Origin of the sequence: Marinomonas profundi (assembly GCF_020694005.1) — a bacterium.
Classification (GTDB): Bacteria; Pseudomonadota; Gammaproteobacteria; order Pseudomonadales; family Marinomonadaceae; genus Marinomonas; species Marinomonas profundi.
This window is the reverse complement of sequence record NZ_CP073013.1, coordinates 369,317-384,540: the sequence shown is the minus strand read 5'-3', so window position 1 is coordinate 384,540 and position 15,224 is coordinate 369,317. Positions and strand designations below refer to the sequence as shown.

The window sequence follows — 15,224 nt, the reverse complement described above, 5'->3', positions numbered from 1 at the left end:
TGCTTAGCGAAAAGAAAACGATTTGCTATAGTAGGCGTCTTATTGAATTAGGAGCCTTTATGTCTGCCAGTATTACTCTTATGGGAATCTTGTCCCCAGAATACCTTGATCAATTTAATCTCTGGTTAGGCGCGCGTAACTTACGTGGGATGCCGCGTAAGTTAACGGATAATGACGATCTTGTTGATGTTGTGCAAGTGATGTTAAGTGCTCCGGTGAGTGACAGTGTTGCTATCCGAGCGGAATTGCTTGCTTTGTCGAACGAGACAGGAATGGATCATATTTACCAAGCAACTAGGCTGGATATTCAGGCGGCAGGTGTGGCGGTGTTTGATATGGACTCCACATTGATCAAAGCGGAAGTGATGGATGAATTGGCGGTTGAGGCGGGGATTGGAGAGCAAATCTCAGCTGTTACTGCGAGCGCTATGCGTGGCGAGATTGATTTCGTTGAAAGCTTTGTGCAGCGCTTAGCCTTGTTAAAAGGGTTGCGCAGCGACGTCATGGACGGTGTTTATAATAGAATTGAGCACATGGACGGCATTTCGACCCTGATGACAGTACTGCATCATTATGGTTGGCATACGGCGATTTTGTCCGGCGGCTTTACTTATTTTGCCGATCGAGTCCAAGCCGAATATGGGATGACAGAAGTGCATGCCAATGTGCTGGAAATTCAACATCATACTTTGACGGGTAAACACTTAGGTGAAATTGTTGATGGCGAGCGTAAAAAGCGGCTATTGACCGACATTGTCGAAAAACAAACAATTGATTGGTCCCAAACCATTGCCTGCGGTGATGGGGCGAATGATTTGTTGATGTTAAACCATGCTGCGTTGGGGGTGGCGTTGCATGCCAAACCTTTAGTGCGAGAGCAGGCCCCTTGTCCAATGAACAATCTTGGGTTGGATGGTATTTTATACTTATTGGGCATGACATCGGCACAAATTCGAGAAGTACTTGTCAGTAAGTGATTTTTTTACTGACTAAAAAGACTGCTATTGTCCCTCTTAAAAGCTTGTTATGATTCTAGGTTATAACGATTCTAAACTATAATGATAACAAGCTTGGTTGAGGTGCTGTTTTGTCAGAGATAAGATTATCTGATATCGATTTAAATCTACTTTATGTCCTTCAGGTTTTAATCGAAGAGCTTAACGTTACCAAGGCGGCGACGCGGCTTAATGTTTCTCAGCCGGCTGTAAGTCGATCCTTATCGCGCTTACGTGATGTGTTTGGCGACCCCTTGTTTATTCGTACTTCTCATGGATTATCGGCGACGGCGAAAACACAAAGTTTAGCGCCATTCTTGGCTGAAACATTAAAAGGGCTAGAAAGCCTAATTCAACCCAGTGAATTTATCCCTCAAAGCAGCCAGCGTCGGTTTATTTTGTCCACAACCGATTTTGGCACTTTGACGGTATTGCCAAAAATTCTCGATCAATTTCGTCACAAGGCACCGAGTGCTATTTTGGATGTTAAATCGTGGCACGAAGACATGGTGGCAGAGCTAGATCAGACGAATATTGATGTGGCGGTGGCTGTGTTGTCTAAGGAGCCGCCAGCCGGTATTCGAGCCATGCGTTTGAAGAGTGATCGTATGGTGTGTTTGGCGCGTAAAGATCATCCTGCCATTCAGCACGAGTTGACCTTGGAGAGTTACTTGCAAGCAAGCCATGTACAAGTGGTATTGGGTCGTCGTGAGTACTTTGCGGTTGACCGGGAGTTAGACAAAATCGGTCATAAACGCCATGTCGCTGTGCATTTACCGAATTTCGTGCCTGCAGCAAGAGTGATTATGGACAGTGACTTATTGTTGACTGTCCCTAAGCTTTTCGCTGAGGATATGGTGGCCACTGTGCCTGATATGGTGTTGCATGAATTGCCGTTTATAACGCGTGAATTTGATTATTCAATGATTTGGCATGAGCGTTTCCAACAGGATGCTGCGCATGTTTGGTTTCGTGGTTTATTAAGGCAAGCTTTTTTAGAGGCTTCGTTGTAATGTGTTTTTTGCGTTTATCAAGCCAAGTTGGATAAACGTGTGGTCCATTCTTTTGTTAAGACTTCTACTAAACTGTAACGTCTTAGTGTCATTGCTTCTTTTAAATCTGCAAAATTCTCTTCTAGGTAATCCTGTAAAATGTTGTCTCTCAATAAGATGAGTGTGCGGATTTGCTCTGCCTGTTCATAAGTGACTTCTTTGTGCGCAATGAGAGCATTAAGTACGTCTTTGCGTAAGCGAATGTCAGTGTCGTAATGGTGTTTTAAAACGTATCGCGCAAGATCTAGCATAGAAGCCACGAGCAATTGAAAAGAGTGCTCGATAATCATGATGTCATCTTTTGTATAGTCAACGGCTTTGGCGCCTTTTCTGAAAGCGTCGAGCCGCTTGATCATCGCGTGTTGATGTTCATAAAGAGACGATTCCCATTCTAGATTTCTCATTTAAGTCGCCTTTAAGCAGGAAGGAAGCAGCGCACCCGTTTTTAGTACGCTATTAAGTAGTTTAGGTGAGATATTGGAAAAGAGGAAATTCAGAAACCAGAGAAAGGGTAAAAAGAATAGGCGCACCCGTATTCGACTTGCGTGTTTGCCTTGACATGCAAGTAGCCTTGGCTTTCACAAGCCGCCAGTAGTGCGCCAGAGCTTTGTTGGGAGTGCGCATAAGCTAGGCCATCTTTGCCAATTGAAACGCGTAAAAATTCGTCTCGTTGGATCGCTTTACCGCCATTAAAGCCTGCGTCAACAAGATAAGACTGAGGGCGCTCTGCGATTTGCCCTGAGCAAATTGCCAATAAAAGGCGGGCAAACCAATGATAAGTCACCAAGGTCGAACTTGGGTTTCCCGGTAAGCCAAGAAAGGGAACGCCCTGAAGGGTGGCATGAACAAGTGGTTTACCGGGTTTGATGGCGATTTTCCACAAATGCACCTTGCCGAGTTGTTCGAGTGCGCCTTTGACATGATCTTCTTCGCCGACTGACACGCCACCCGAAGATAAAATAACATCGCAGGATTGTGTCAAGGTTTTCAATGCTGCTTTGGTGTCTTCTAGTGTGTCAGCGGCGTGAATGCAATGGCTAACATGGTGACCTGCTTGTATCACAAGAGCGCTTAGCATGGGGCCATTGGAATTATAAATTTGCCCCGCTTTTAAGTTTTCACCAGCGGGGATAAGTTCATCCCCTGTTGTGAGTATGCCAACCTTCAGTGGCTTATAGACAGTCACATCCGTAACACCGAGGCTAGACAGTAGGCCAATGTGCATGGGGGTTATTTTTTCACCGGCGTTGATAACGGTTTGACCTTTTTGCACATCCTGTCCTTTAGGACGGATGTTATCTCCTTGTTCTGGCGGTTCATTGAAAACCACTTTTTCGCCGCTGAGCTGAGCGTTCTCTTGCATGATCACCGTATTGGCACCATTTGGAATATTGGCACCGGTGAAAATGCGCGCACAGGTGCCAGGCGTTAATGGTTGAGGATGCTGTCCTGCGGCAATACGTTGGCTAACAGTAAAGGGTTTTCCTGTCTGCCAATCTGTACAGGCAATGGCGTAGCCGTCCATTGCGCTGTTGTCGTGGGGTGGGACAGAGAGTCCGGCGATCACATCCATTGCTAGAATACGTCCAACAGCCGTTATAAGGGGAATTGTCTGTTGCTCTACACGAACGCTAGCGCTGCGTTTAATTTCTTCCAGAGCGTCTTCAAAAGCGAGCAAAGTCGACATAGAGGTTATGCCTCGTGCTGGTTGGTGGAATAGGGCCCGATTAACATGCTGACAAAATTACAAGGTCTGTGAGAGGCATTGAGCTGTTCTTCTAAAATGCCATTCCAAGCGGTTTTGCAGGCACCGGTTGACCCTGGTAAGCAGAAAATAAGCGTTTGGTTAGCCAATCCGGCAATGGCGCGTGACTGAATAGTGGAGGTGCCAATTTCGGTGTGAGAAATTTGTCTAAACAGTTCGCCAAAGCCTTCGATGGTTTTATCGAACAAGGGCGTCATGGCTTCTGGCGTGCTGTCGCGTGAATAAAAGCCGGTGCCGCCGGTGATTAACACCACATGGGTTTCTTGGTCAGCGATCCAGTTAGACACCACGGCGCGCATTTGGTAAACGTCGTCTTTGACTAGCTTTCGTTCATGGAGTGTGTGGCCAGCGGTTGTGAGTAACTCAATGAGCGCATCGCCAGATGTGTCTTCGGCAATGGATCGAGTATCGGAAACGGTTAAGACGCTAATATTGAGTGGACGAAAGGGGGTTGGTGTTTTAGCCATGGGAATTCCTTGTTTAGCCTCCTGTTGCGCTCATGAAGCGTAATATTTGGGGGGCTTCATCGAGATTAAAATGATGTTTATGTGGTTTCAGTGCTAAAGCGTCAATGATGGCGCTTTCTAATGATATTGATTCTACAGAAGGGTTTCGAATGACGTCTTTTAAATCTTTCGAATGCTCATTGCCTAGGCAGAGTAATAAACGGCCTTCGGCTGTCAGTCTGACACGATTGCAGGTATCGCAAAAATTATGGCTGTGGGGGGAAATAACGCCGATTTTATGGTCATAACCTGCGACTTGATAATAGCGTGTCGGGCCGCTGGTGGTGGTTGAACTTGGTGTCAGTGAATAGTGTTTGCCAAGCGTTTCGATAACATCGTCGCTGGATAAGTAAGTGGCGGCACGATTATGGTCAGTGATAATGCCCAGCGGCATTTCTTCAATAAAGCTGATGTCCATGTTGTGATCTAAGGCAAACTGAGCAAGATCATGAAGTTCATCATCGTTATGATTTTTGAGCATCACGCTGTTAATTTTTAAGCGCTTGAAGGGTAATTTACTGGCGGCTTCTATGCCGTCGATAACTTGTTGAAATTTATCTCTGCGAGTTAAGGCGTAAAAACGCTCGGCTTGTAGTGTGTCGAGGCTAATATTAATACGCGATACACCAGCATCGAGTAGGCTGTTTGCCATTTTAGACAGTTGTGAGCCATTGGTGGTAATGGTGAGCTCTTCTAAACCGTCGGTATTGGCTATTTGCTCAATGGCCCAGAGAATATTTTTGCGCACTAAAGGTTCGCCACCGGTAATGCGAATGCGCTTTGTGCCCATAGCGATAAAGGTTTTGGCTACCTGAACAATTTCTTCTAAAGACAAAATATGCTCTCTAGGCAAAAAAGTGATGTCTTCGTCCATGCAGTAGGTACAGCGAAAATCACATCGGTCAGTGACAGAAATGCGTAAGTAGTCTATTTTTCGACCAAAAGGATCAATTAAAGCGGACCTAGCCAAGAGAAAAGCACCTCACAATATAGATGTCCATCAAAGCAAAAAAACGCGCATTTAGCAAAGTGCTAACGAAATTTAGGGCGATATTTTTGGCATTATTTCATTTATAGGGGGCTCTTGTTAAAACCGAAAAGTGTGTATAGATGACATTGTGTTGAGCCGTTTGGTCTGGGCAATCTAGTCTTTGTGTTGTTTGAGAGCCCACACAATGTGTTCTTTCACTAATTCAGAGGCGTGAGGGAGGGCATTTTCTAGTGCTTGAATGGTGACCGAATGGGTGGGGGCATTGCCGAGCGCGACGGCAATATTTCGACGCCAGTTCTCAAAGCCTGTGCGGCGAATTGGCGAGCCTTCGGTGTTTTTCAAGAAGGTGGCTTCATCCCATTCAAATAGTTCTACTAAGTCAGCTGAATCAAGATTGTGTCTAGGTTGAAAGTCATCTTCTTCGGTGTATTTGGCGAACTTTGTCCAAGGGCAGACTAGCTGGCAATCGTCGCAGCCAAAAATCCGATTGCCCATTTTACTGCGAAGTTCCTCTGGAATGGGGCCTTTATGCTCAATGGTGAGATAGGAAATGCATTTTCCCGCATCCAGTACCCAAGGTTCAACAAAGGCATCGGTTGGACACTGAGTCAGGCAGGCGGTACAGCTGCCGCAATGTCGGGTCTCGGTCGGTTGGTCGACAGGAAGTGGTAGGTTAGTGAATATCTCACCGAGCAAAAACCAGCTGCCAGCCTTTGGCGTTAATAACAGGGTGTTTTTGCCAATCCAGCCCATGCCCGCCTGTTCGGCAATTTGCCTTTCTAAAATGGGAGCGCTATCAACAAAGGCGCGATAGCCATGATCGCCGACTTGTTGTTCTATTTTTTTAGCCAGCTGAGTGAGGCGTTTGCGGATTAATTTATGGTAGTCACGTCCCAAGGCATAGCGTGCAATATAGGCTTTGTCTTTGGTTTTTAGTCTTTCAACGGTTTCGACAGACTGAGGAAGATAATGCATACGCAGCGAAATAACTCGGCGCGTTCCCGGGTGTAACTGCTCAGGGTAAAAGCGCATATCGCCATGATTGGCAAGATAATCCATGCCAGCGTGGTATTGGTTATCAAGCCATTGGTTGAACTCATTTTTGTATTGCGCGAGATCGGGTTCGACAATGCGTGCATCAGCAAAGCCCAATTCAATTGCCGATGATTTAATGTCATCAGCAAGCTGGTTTAATTCTTCTGGACTGGATAAAAACGAAGGAAGCAAGTGAATACCGACACATTAGACGCTAGGCTAGAAGAAACGCCTAGCGTGAAGAGCAAAAAAATTAGTAAAGCTGAGAGTCGCCTTTAACCACATCCATCAAGAGTTTGATGAATTTACGATCGGCTTCTGTATGTTCTTCTTGGATTTTAATCGTCGTTTGGTTGGATACTTCTTCAGCAATACGTTGATAAGCGTTTGGCTGGTTAATATTTTCTTTGGCGATGCGGACTAATTCTCCAGCGAGTTCTGGATCCATAAGCATCTTACGAAAACAGCGTGAAAACTCATCAATAACTCGTTGTTGGTTAAGCTCATTAGCCATGGTAAAACTCCTAATCAATTTATGCCGCTATGACACCATGAAGCGTGGGTTAGAGCAAGTTTTTATACGCTTTGTGTTGACAAAATAAGGGCGTAAAGACAGAATGAAACGCTATATAATTCGACGACACCCTGTCGATGACTCCTTTTTATGGGCCACTAGCTCATCTCGGTCAGATTTGTTCTGATTAAGCACAAGTGTAATATGACGCAATACTGTCATCTTACACTTCTCCTCGCGAAAAAACGCGGGCAGTGTAAAAACTGCGATTTGTTGCGTTTGAGTGTTTCTTACTTTTATGTAAATGGTTGTTTTTTTAAAAGTTACCTCAGTTAGTTTAGCAAACTTCGTTCTATCAACTTTAATCTGTTTGTCTTATGCGGTTACAATAGCGACACTAAAATTTAAAGACAGATGAATACTATAGAGGGTAACAAGGTGGAGTTATTATCCGGTGGTGAAATGATCGCCCGCTTCCTCAAAGATGAGGGAGTTGAGTATATTTATGGTTATCCAGGCGGTGCTGCACTTCATATTTACGATGCTCTGCATCGTCAGTCTGATGTAAAGCATGTTTTGGTTAGGCATGAACAAGCGGCAACGCACATGGCGGATGGTTATGCGCGTGCGACAGGTAAAGCAGGTACAGTTCTTGTAACATCCGGCCCAGGGGCAACCAATACGGTGACGGGGATTGCGACAGCTTACATGGACTCTATTCCCATGGTCATTATTTGTGGCCAGGTGATGAGCTACCTGATCGGCGAAGATGCGTTCCAAGAAACCGATATGATTGGTGTGTCACGTCCCATTGTGAAGCACAGCTTTACGGTTAAGCACCCTTCTGAAATCCCCATGATCATGAAAAAAGCCTATCACATTGCCAGCACAGGTCGCCCTGGCCCGGTGGTGATTGATGTGCCAAAAGACATGACTATGCCTGGCGACAAATACGAATATAAATACCCAGAATCGGTTTCGATTCGCTCGTATACGCCACCAACGAAAGGCCATAGCGGTCAGATCAAAAAAGCAGTGGATCTGTTACTAACCGCTAAACGTCCAATCATCTATGCGGGTGGTGGCGTTATTATGGGTGGGGCATCGGATTTGTTGGTGAAATTGGCTAAGTCTTTGAATGTGCCTGTTACCAATACTTTGATGGGCTTGGGCGGATACCCAGGAACCGATAAGCAATTTGTTGGTATGTTGGGTATGCATGGATCTTACGAAGCAAATATGACCATGCATCACAGTGATGTGATTCTTGCGGTTGGTGCGCGGTTTGATGACCGTGTGACGAATGACCCGGATAAATTCTGCCCTGGTGCCAAGATCATCCATATTGACATTGACCCTGCGGCTATCTCTAAAACCATTCGTTCCGATGTGCCGATTGTGGGCCCTGTTGGTCAGGTGTTGGAAGAAATGCTGTCTTTGGTTGAAGGTCAAAGCTCAAACACGGAAGCCCTCGTTGGCTGGTGGAAGCAAATCAATGAGTGGCGTTTGGTGCATGGTGGTCGTTATGACACCAGTAGCGACAAGATCAAGCCGCAAGCGGCCATCCAAGCTTGCTGGCGCGCCACGAAAGGCGATGCTTTTGTGGCTTCTGACGTGGGTCAGCATCAAATGTTCGCTGCTCAATATTACAAATTCGATAAGCCAAACCGTTGGGTTAACTCTGGCGGTCTAGGCACCATGGGGTTTGGTCTTCCTGCTGCGATGGGTGTGAAGATGAGTTTTCCTAAAGAAACCGTCGTTTGTGTAACCGGTGAAGGCAGTATTCAAATGAATATTCAAGAGCTTTCTACCTGTTTGCAATACGGTTTGCCAGTGAAGATCTTGTGTTTGAACAACGGTTATTTGGGCATGGTTCGCCAATGGCAAGACATGAACTATGAAGGCCGTTACTCAAATTCCTATATGGACTCATTGCCAGACTTCAAAATACTGATGGATGCTTATCGCCATAAGTACGTTGAAATTCGGACCAAAGATGAACTCGATGCCAAGATGGAAGAAGCGTTTGCGATGACAGATCAATTGGTCTTCATTAACTGTCACGTGGATCCAGAAGAGCATGTATATCCGATGCAAGTGCCTCGCGGCTCTATGCGCGATATGTTCTTGAGCAAGACGGAGCGAACCTAATTATGCGACATATTATTTCTGTATTGATGGAAAACGAGCCGGGTGCTTTGTCGCGAGTAGTTGGTTTGTTCTCACAGCGTAACTTTAACATCGAATCCTTGAACGTAGCGGCAACCGATGACCCGACTTTGTCTCGTCTAACCTTGACGACATTTGGTTCTGATCAAGTGGTAGAGCAAATCACTAAGCAGCTGAATAAGCTGATTGACGTGGTAAAGCTGGTGGACTTGACCGAAGGCCAGCACATTGAACGTGAATTGATGTTGGTTAAAGTTCGTGCGACGGGCGCTCAGCGCGCAGAAGTGAAGCGTACGGTAGATATTTTCCGTGGCAACATTGTGGATATGACACCGTCTATTTACACGATTCAGATCGTCGGCGAGTCGGACAAGCTGGATGGATTCCTACAGGCTTTGGGCGGTGCTCATTTGCTTGAAGTGGTTCGTACTGGTGTGTCCGGTATTGCTCGTGGTGAAAAGACACTGTCTTTGTAAATCGCCTACCGTTCTTGTCGTGGTCTAATAGACTAAAAATAGTAGTTTGATAGACTGAAAAAGCCGCGCATTGCGCGGCTTTTTTGTTTGTACTTAGCTCAGTGTGCTTAGCTGTGCTCTTTCAAGAACGCTTCGCTTAGGTAAAGCTCTTCATTACTGTTTACTTTCACATCGCGGTCTAGGATCATTTTTGCGATTGCTTGTGCTTCTTCTAGGGAATGCATTTCGTAAGTACCGCATTGATATTCGTTTAGTTCTGGAATATCGGATTTGGCTTTGACTTTTAATACGTCTTCCATGGCGGCTTTCCAAGAAACCGCAACGATTTCTTCTGAAGGTGTACCGATCAGGCTCATGTAAAAGCCTGTACGGCAACCCATTGGCGAAATATCGATGATTTCGACGTTATCGCTATTGAGGTGATCACGCATAAAACCAGCAAACAAATGTTCTAAAGTGTGAATGCCTTTTTCGGAAAGAATTTCTTCGTTTGGTACGCAGAAACGTAAATCAAATACGGTGATGTCATCGCCTTTTGGTGTCGACATGGATTTTGCGACGCGGACGGCGGGTGCATCCATACGAGTGTGGTCGACACGAAAACTGTCTAATAGTGGCATATAAATTCTCCTACATATGAGCAACAGGGTCGCCGTTGCTTTATTAATCATTATAACAATGGCTGTTATTGTACATGAAGTTTTGCTTCTTTGATGGGACTTTTGGGCGATCGCCAATATTCATAGGCCAGTGCTAAGCAAAACGCAATAACGGCGAATAACATGCTTTGTCCAATAAAAAACACCATGCAGCTGCAGCTTATTAAAGCAACCATGGCCAATAGTTGTGCAGCACGATTTACCAGTTTAAACGCGGCAATGCAGGTGAGTGTGTAAATAAGTAAAAAGCTGCCGTTTGTCATTTCAATGAACCATGACATTTTCCAGTCTGATAACTCGGAAAATAGAATAGAAGATAGGGTGATAAGGCCAACTAAAAAGACGGCTTTTTCCGGTGCGCCATTTTTATTAAGGCGAACAAATGTCTTAGGTAGAGCACCTTGTTGCGCCATCGATTGCACCATGCGTGAAAAGCCTAAAATATAGATGGCTACGTTGGCAAAGGCGATAATATAAGCGCCAATGGCAAAAAGACGACTGCCCGTTTCTCCTACTAATTTACTGACCAACAGGGCTAAGGATTGGCTGTTTGTCACTTCGTCGCCATAGGTGTGGTGCCAAGCAATTAATAGCACCAAACTTAGGTAAGCAAGAATGACGATGGTGATACCGCCGAGTAATGCTATGGGGAAATCACGTGTTGGATTTTTAAATTCAGCGCCCATGTGCGCCATGACTTCAATGCCTAAAAAACACCAGAATATTACGCCAGTGGCATACAGTGTTTGTTGCCATTCAAAAGCGGTTACGGGGGCTTCAATGACTTCACGGCTGCCTAGAATATCGCCAATAAAGCATAACCATAGAATGGTGGCTATCATGACAATGACGATACCAGTTTGAAAGCGTGCCGATGTTTGCATGCCGACGATAGCGAAGAAAAGCATGCCAGCAAGGGTTAATAAACTAAAGGCGAGAATCCACTCATCCGATGTTTTAAATATGATAGTCAAATAGGCAGCTGCGACTTTAATGGCGACGGCAGGGCCAACGAGCAAAATACTCAAGAATAACCAGCCTACGGCTTTTTCGTACTTTGAGCCGAATGCACGACCTATATAGTGTGAGGCGCCGCCTGCAGAAGGGTATTTGGCACCCAGTAACGCAAATATGAAGGCTGTGGGAATGATCATGGCGGCAGTAATTAGCCAAGCGTAAAACGCAAAGGATCCAGCCTGTGCAACAGACATGGCGGGTAGAATCATCAGTCCAGTGCCTATGAAAGTAGTCACCGTCATGGCAATGCCTTGTAATGGGCCGAGTGTTTTTTGGTATTGGGTCATTTGTTTGCCTGTACTTGTTAAATTCTGTGGCTGTTTTTTATTGTCGCTAAGGATAAAATAACCTCATTAACAATACCCTATGCAAGTTGACCCTATTGGGGCGCATTTTGCCGGAATAAACGTCAGTTTGAATGAATAGACAAAAAGGAGTGCTAGGTGGCAGATCATTACGATCAAAAAATATTGGCGTTATTGGTGGATGATGCTCGCTTGTCTGTTTCAGACATTAGTCGTCAGGTGAACTTGTCTCGTTCGGCCGTCACCGAGCGAATTAAGCGCATGGAGGATAATCACATTATTACGGGTTATCATGCGCATACCTCGGTTTCAAAAGAGGATGGGGTGACAGCCTATTTAGCCTTAACATTTAGGCCGTTATCTTGCGATCTTGTGCAGCCACTTATTGCCGCTATCCCAGAAGTGAAACTCGCCCATTCGATCAGCGGAGACTTAGACTTATTGTTATTGGTTCAGGCCAGTTCGATGGCGCGTTTAAATGTTATTCGCAGTGAGATGGACGGCTGGCCTAATCTTGAAAAAATTGTGACACACATGTGTTTGGCTAAGCGTTTAGATCGATGGTGAATCTGTTGAACAATATTAGAGTACAAGGTGAGGTGTTGATCTGAAAGCCTGGAAGCTCAAGGAAAAATGGTCTACTAAGGCGAAGTCTTATGACGATTTGTTGATATTGTCATTGCTGGGTGCTTTGTGTGGACTATTGAGTGGGCTGGTGATGGTGCTTTTTTATGCTGTAATCTATTTGCCCACACGCTATTTTTTGGGAGCCGATTTTGATGCGTTTGAGTCTTTGCCTATGGTGTGGCGGGTCGGCTTGGTTATTGCTTCTTGTGTTGTGTTAGCGGGTATTTTGACCCTGCTGCCTAACCGCTTTCATAAAGTAGGTGTGCCTTATGTGATAGAAAGGTTGAACTATCATGGTGGCAATTTGCCTATTATGAATGGGGTGGTGCAGTTTTTTAGCGCTGTTATTGCGTTGATCGGTGGGCTGTCTATTGGGAAAGAAGGTCCGGCAGTACATTTGGGCGCAACACTGGGTGGATTTTTGGCGGAAAAAGCCAAGCTTCCCCAGTACGGTGTTGAAACCTTATTGGCTTGTGGTGTTGCTGGGGCGATATCAGCCATATTTCAAACACCATTAGCGGGCGTGTTGTTTGCGTTTGAAGTGATTTTTTTAGAATATCGTCAGCGTTATGTTCTGCCGGTGTTGTTGTCTTCTGTGGTGGCGGCGCTGATCAGCCATTATGTGATTGGGCCGCTGGATCTTTTTAGTATTGGCGACATTTCGTCGGTGGTTTTTTCGAGTGATCTTTTTGTTACTTGTTTTGTTTTAGTCATTTTTATTGTGCTGTTATCGGCGTTATTTCTGCACGCGCAAAAAGTCTTGTGGCATTTGAGTGGCTTGTCTGTCTGGTGGCGTTTTTTGTTGGTTGCGGCGGCCAGCTCTTTGGCCGCAATGTATTTGCCAGAAGCGCTAGGCAGTGGTTACCGCGCGTTGAGTCAGCTGTTGTCTGGCGATTTGCTGGTGTATTCTTTGCTTTTACTGATTGTGGTGAAAACGCTGTTAACGGCACTGACAATTGGACTGGGAATACCGGGAGGCATGATAGGGCCGACGTTTATTATCGGTGGTTTGGCGGGTGTTCAGGCGGCGTTCATATTTAATCATGGTGAGGCTGATATCGCCTTGTTTGCCTTACTGGGAATGGCGGCGATGATGGCGGCTTGTTTCCAAGCGCCATTAACGGCGTTAGTGGCGATCATTGAAATGACTCACTCTTCTGAAGCAATTGTTCCTGCCTTGTTTGTGATTGTATTAGCTTGCTTGTTAATGCGGGTGTTTTTTCATCAAGAATCTGTGTTTGCTGAGCGACTGAGTTATATGGGAATGTCGTCGAATATTAGTCCTTTTCAGCGTTATTTAAGACACCATACGGTCAAGCCTGTTGCTGAGGCTGTTTTGTTGTTACCCGCAAGTGTGCCCCTTGAGCAAGTGAAAGATTTAGCCTCAAATGTGATAGACTATGTGATATTTGAGAGCGATGGTCGATGGCAATTTGTTCGCCGTGTCGCCTTACTTGATGCATTACAGACATTAGATGTGGGTCCTCAATCGTGGTTGAGTATAGCGGATGACGAAGTGACGATGAACTTATCATTGGCTTTAGAATCTACTGCTATACCTTTGATTGATGAGCCTTCTTCTCTAGAAGCCATGCTTAGTTGGTTTCAAAAAACGGGTTTGCCTGAAGTATTAGTGTCCTTGTCGGGCTCTTCTTTTGGCTTGGTTTCACGGCATCGACTGGATCAGTTTCTGCTAAAAAGTGAGTAGAAAAAGATATTTTATTAGATTGGTAGCAACACTTATGTTTCAGCTTGTTTACCCCACGAATTACACTATTGGTTATAGGACCTTAAATATATGAGTCGGTCAGAAGATTTATACGCACGCGCCCAACACCGTATTCCTGGTGGTGTTAATTCCCCAGTGCGAGCCTTTAATGGTGTCGGCGGTACCCCTATCTTTTTTCAGCGTGCAGAAGGGGCTTATGTTTATGATGAAGATAAAAAGCGTTACATAGATTACGTCGGATCTTGGGGGCCGATGATTTTGGGTCACTCGCATCCAGATGTGATTGATGCTGTTAGGCAGCAGCTTGATTTTGGTTTGAGCTTTGGGGCACCGACAGAAGTAGAAATCACCATGGCGGAAAAAGTCTGTGAGCTGGTGCCTTCAATGGATATGGTGCGCATGGTGAACTCGGGCACAGAAGCGACTATGAGTGCGATCCGTTTGGCGCGTGGTTATACTGGACGGGATAAAATCGTCAAGTTTGAAGGATGCTATCACGGTCATTCAGATTCTTTGTTGGTTAAAGCCGGCTCTGGTGCGTTAACCCTTGGTGTCCCTAATTCCCCTGGTGTGCCGGCAGATTTGGCAAAGCATACTATTACCTTGCAGTACAACGATATTGACGAAGTGACTCGTTGCTTTGCGGAAATAGGGGAGCAAATCGCTTGTATTATTGTCGAGCCAGTGGCAGGCAATATGAACTGTATTTTGCCTGTTGAAGGCTTCCTTGAAACCTTGCGCAAAGTGTGTGATGAATCAGGTGCGGTGTTGATTTTTGATGAAGTGATGACGGGATTTCGCGTAGCGCTTGGCGGAGCACAAGATCACTTTGGTATTGTTCCTGATTTAACAACCCTAGGTAAGGTGATTGGTGCTGGCATGCCGGTTGGCGCTTTTGGCGGCAAGCGTGCCATTATGGAATGTATTTCGCCATTGGGGCCTGTTTACCAAGCGGGCACCTTGTCTGGGAATCCGGTTGCCATGGTTGCGGGTTTGGCGGTATTGAATAAGATTAGTGAGGAGGGTTTTCATCAGCTCTTAGGTAAAAAAGCTGCGCGTCTAGTCTCAGGGTTAAAAGCGGCCGCAGATGAGATTGGTGTGCCCTTCTGTGTGGTGAGTGTCGGTGGGATGTTTGGTTTCTTTTTTACTGAGGCGAAGGCGGTTACGAGTTTTGCTGAGGTTCAGCGTTGTGATTTAGCGCGGTTTAAAGCCTTTTTTCATCATATGCTGGAAGAAGGGGTGTATTTAGCGCCAGCCGCTTTCGAAGCAGGGTTTATTTCTCAGGCCCATACCGAAGCAGACATTGATTTTACCATAGCCGCCGCGAAGCGTTCTTTTGCTAAGCTAATATAAATAATTTGCATACATCAAAAAGGGTTAAACT

At 45.5% G+C, this 15,224-nt stretch carries 15 protein-coding genes; 7 read left to right on the top strand and 8 right to left on the bottom strand.

The window, feature by feature from the left end; all coding sequences use genetic code 11:
• Positions 1 to 59 precede the first annotated feature (59 nt).
• Positions 60 to 977, top strand: coding sequence for a phosphoserine phosphatase SerB (gene serB / locus J8N69_RS01720; protein ID WP_168825682.1), 918 nt, complete (start codon positions 60 to 62; stop codon positions 975 to 977).
• Between the two features lie 110 nt (positions 978 to 1,087).
• Positions 1,088 to 2,008 (top strand): LysR family transcriptional regulator, encoded by a 921-nt coding sequence (locus tag J8N69_RS01715; protein ID WP_168825680.1) that lies wholly within the window; start codon positions 1,088 to 1,090, stop codon positions 2,006 to 2,008.
• 17 nt (positions 2,009 to 2,025) lie between these two features.
• Here the strand turns inward: J8N69_RS01715 and J8N69_RS01710 are convergent, their stop codons facing one another.
• The 6 genes from J8N69_RS01710 to J8N69_RS01685 form a co-directional block, all read right to left on the bottom strand.
• Positions 2,026 to 2,451, bottom strand: coding sequence for a hypothetical protein (locus J8N69_RS01710; RefSeq protein WP_168825678.1), 426 nt, complete (start codon positions 2,449 to 2,451; stop codon positions 2,026 to 2,028).
• An 89-nt stretch (positions 2,452 to 2,540) separates the two neighbouring features.
• Positions 2,541 to 3,734 (bottom strand): molybdopterin molybdotransferase MoeA, encoded by a 1,194-nt coding sequence (locus tag J8N69_RS01705; protein ID WP_168825676.1) that lies wholly within the window; start codon positions 3,732 to 3,734, stop codon positions 2,541 to 2,543.
• Positions 3,735 to 3,739: 5 nt separating this feature from the next.
• A complete protein-coding gene (gene moaB, locus J8N69_RS01700; RefSeq protein ID WP_168825674.1) occupies positions 3,740 to 4,279 on the bottom strand; it encodes a molybdenum cofactor biosynthesis protein B in 540 nt (179 codons plus the stop codon).
• Positions 4,280 to 4,292: 13 nt separating this feature from the next.
• Positions 4,293 to 5,288, bottom strand: coding sequence for a GTP 3',8-cyclase MoaA (gene moaA, locus J8N69_RS01695; RefSeq protein WP_168825673.1), 996 nt, complete (start codon positions 5,286 to 5,288; stop codon positions 4,293 to 4,295).
• Positions 5,289 to 5,462: 174 nt separating this feature from the next.
• Complete coding sequence (queG, locus tag J8N69_RS01690) at positions 5,463 to 6,536, bottom strand: tRNA epoxyqueuosine(34) reductase QueG (protein WP_168825671.1); 1,074 nt, start codon at positions 6,534 to 6,536, stop codon at positions 5,463 to 5,465.
• 61 nt (positions 6,537 to 6,597) lie between these two features.
• Positions 6,598 to 6,858, bottom strand: a complete 261-nt coding sequence (locus J8N69_RS01685; protein ID WP_113917320.1) for a hypothetical protein — start codon at positions 6,856 to 6,858, stop codon at positions 6,598 to 6,600.
• A 438-nt stretch (positions 6,859 to 7,296) separates the two neighbouring features.
• Here J8N69_RS01685 and J8N69_RS01680 point away from each other — a divergent pair, with 438 nt between their 5' ends.
• Together J8N69_RS01680 and ilvN are read left to right on the top strand one after the other, a co-directional pair.
• Positions 7,297 to 9,009, top strand: a complete 1,713-nt coding sequence (locus J8N69_RS01680) for an acetolactate synthase 3 large subunit (protein ID WP_168825858.1) — start codon at positions 7,297 to 7,299, stop codon at positions 9,007 to 9,009.
• Positions 9,010 to 9,011: 2 nt separating this feature from the next.
• The gene (ilvN, locus tag J8N69_RS01675) at positions 9,012 to 9,503 is read left to right on the top strand and encodes an acetolactate synthase small subunit (RefSeq protein WP_012069034.1); all 492 of its coding nucleotides are present in this window, start codon (positions 9,012 to 9,014) and stop codon (positions 9,501 to 9,503) included.
• Positions 9,504 to 9,610: 107 nt separating this feature from the next.
• Here ilvN and luxS read toward each other — a convergent pair whose 3' ends face one another.
• Both luxS and yjeH read right to left on the bottom strand, forming a co-directional pair.
• Positions 9,611 to 10,123 carry an S-ribosylhomocysteine lyase gene (luxS, locus tag J8N69_RS01670; RefSeq protein ID WP_168825668.1) on the bottom strand — a complete coding sequence of 171 codons (513 nt, stop codon included), beginning with the start codon at positions 10,121 to 10,123 and terminating at the stop codon, positions 9,611 to 9,613.
• A 65-nt stretch (positions 10,124 to 10,188) separates the two neighbouring features.
• Complete coding sequence (gene yjeH, locus J8N69_RS01665; protein ID WP_168825666.1) at positions 10,189 to 11,466, bottom strand: L-methionine/branched-chain amino acid transporter; 1,278 nt, start codon at positions 11,464 to 11,466, stop codon at positions 10,189 to 10,191.
• A 156-nt stretch (positions 11,467 to 11,622) separates the two neighbouring features.
• Here yjeH and J8N69_RS01660 point away from each other — a divergent pair, with 156 nt between their 5' ends.
• The 3 genes from J8N69_RS01660 to hemL all read left to right on the top strand — a co-directional run bounded on the left by J8N69_RS01660 (position 11,623) and on the right by hemL (position 15,193).
• The gene (locus J8N69_RS01660) at positions 11,623 to 12,051 is read left to right on the top strand and encodes an Lrp/AsnC family transcriptional regulator (protein WP_168825664.1); all 429 of its coding nucleotides are present in this window, start codon (positions 11,623 to 11,625) and stop codon (positions 12,049 to 12,051) included.
• Between the two features lie 97 nt (positions 12,052 to 12,148).
• Positions 12,149 to 13,819, top strand: a complete 1,671-nt coding sequence (locus J8N69_RS01655; RefSeq protein ID WP_227803940.1) for a chloride channel protein — start codon at positions 12,149 to 12,151, stop codon at positions 13,817 to 13,819.
• A gap of 90 nt (positions 13,820 to 13,909) precedes the next feature.
• Positions 13,910 to 15,193, top strand: coding sequence for a glutamate-1-semialdehyde 2,1-aminomutase (gene hemL, locus J8N69_RS01650; protein WP_168825662.1), 1,284 nt, complete (start codon positions 13,910 to 13,912; stop codon positions 15,191 to 15,193).
• The last annotated feature ends 31 nt before the right edge of the window (positions 15,194 to 15,224 follow it).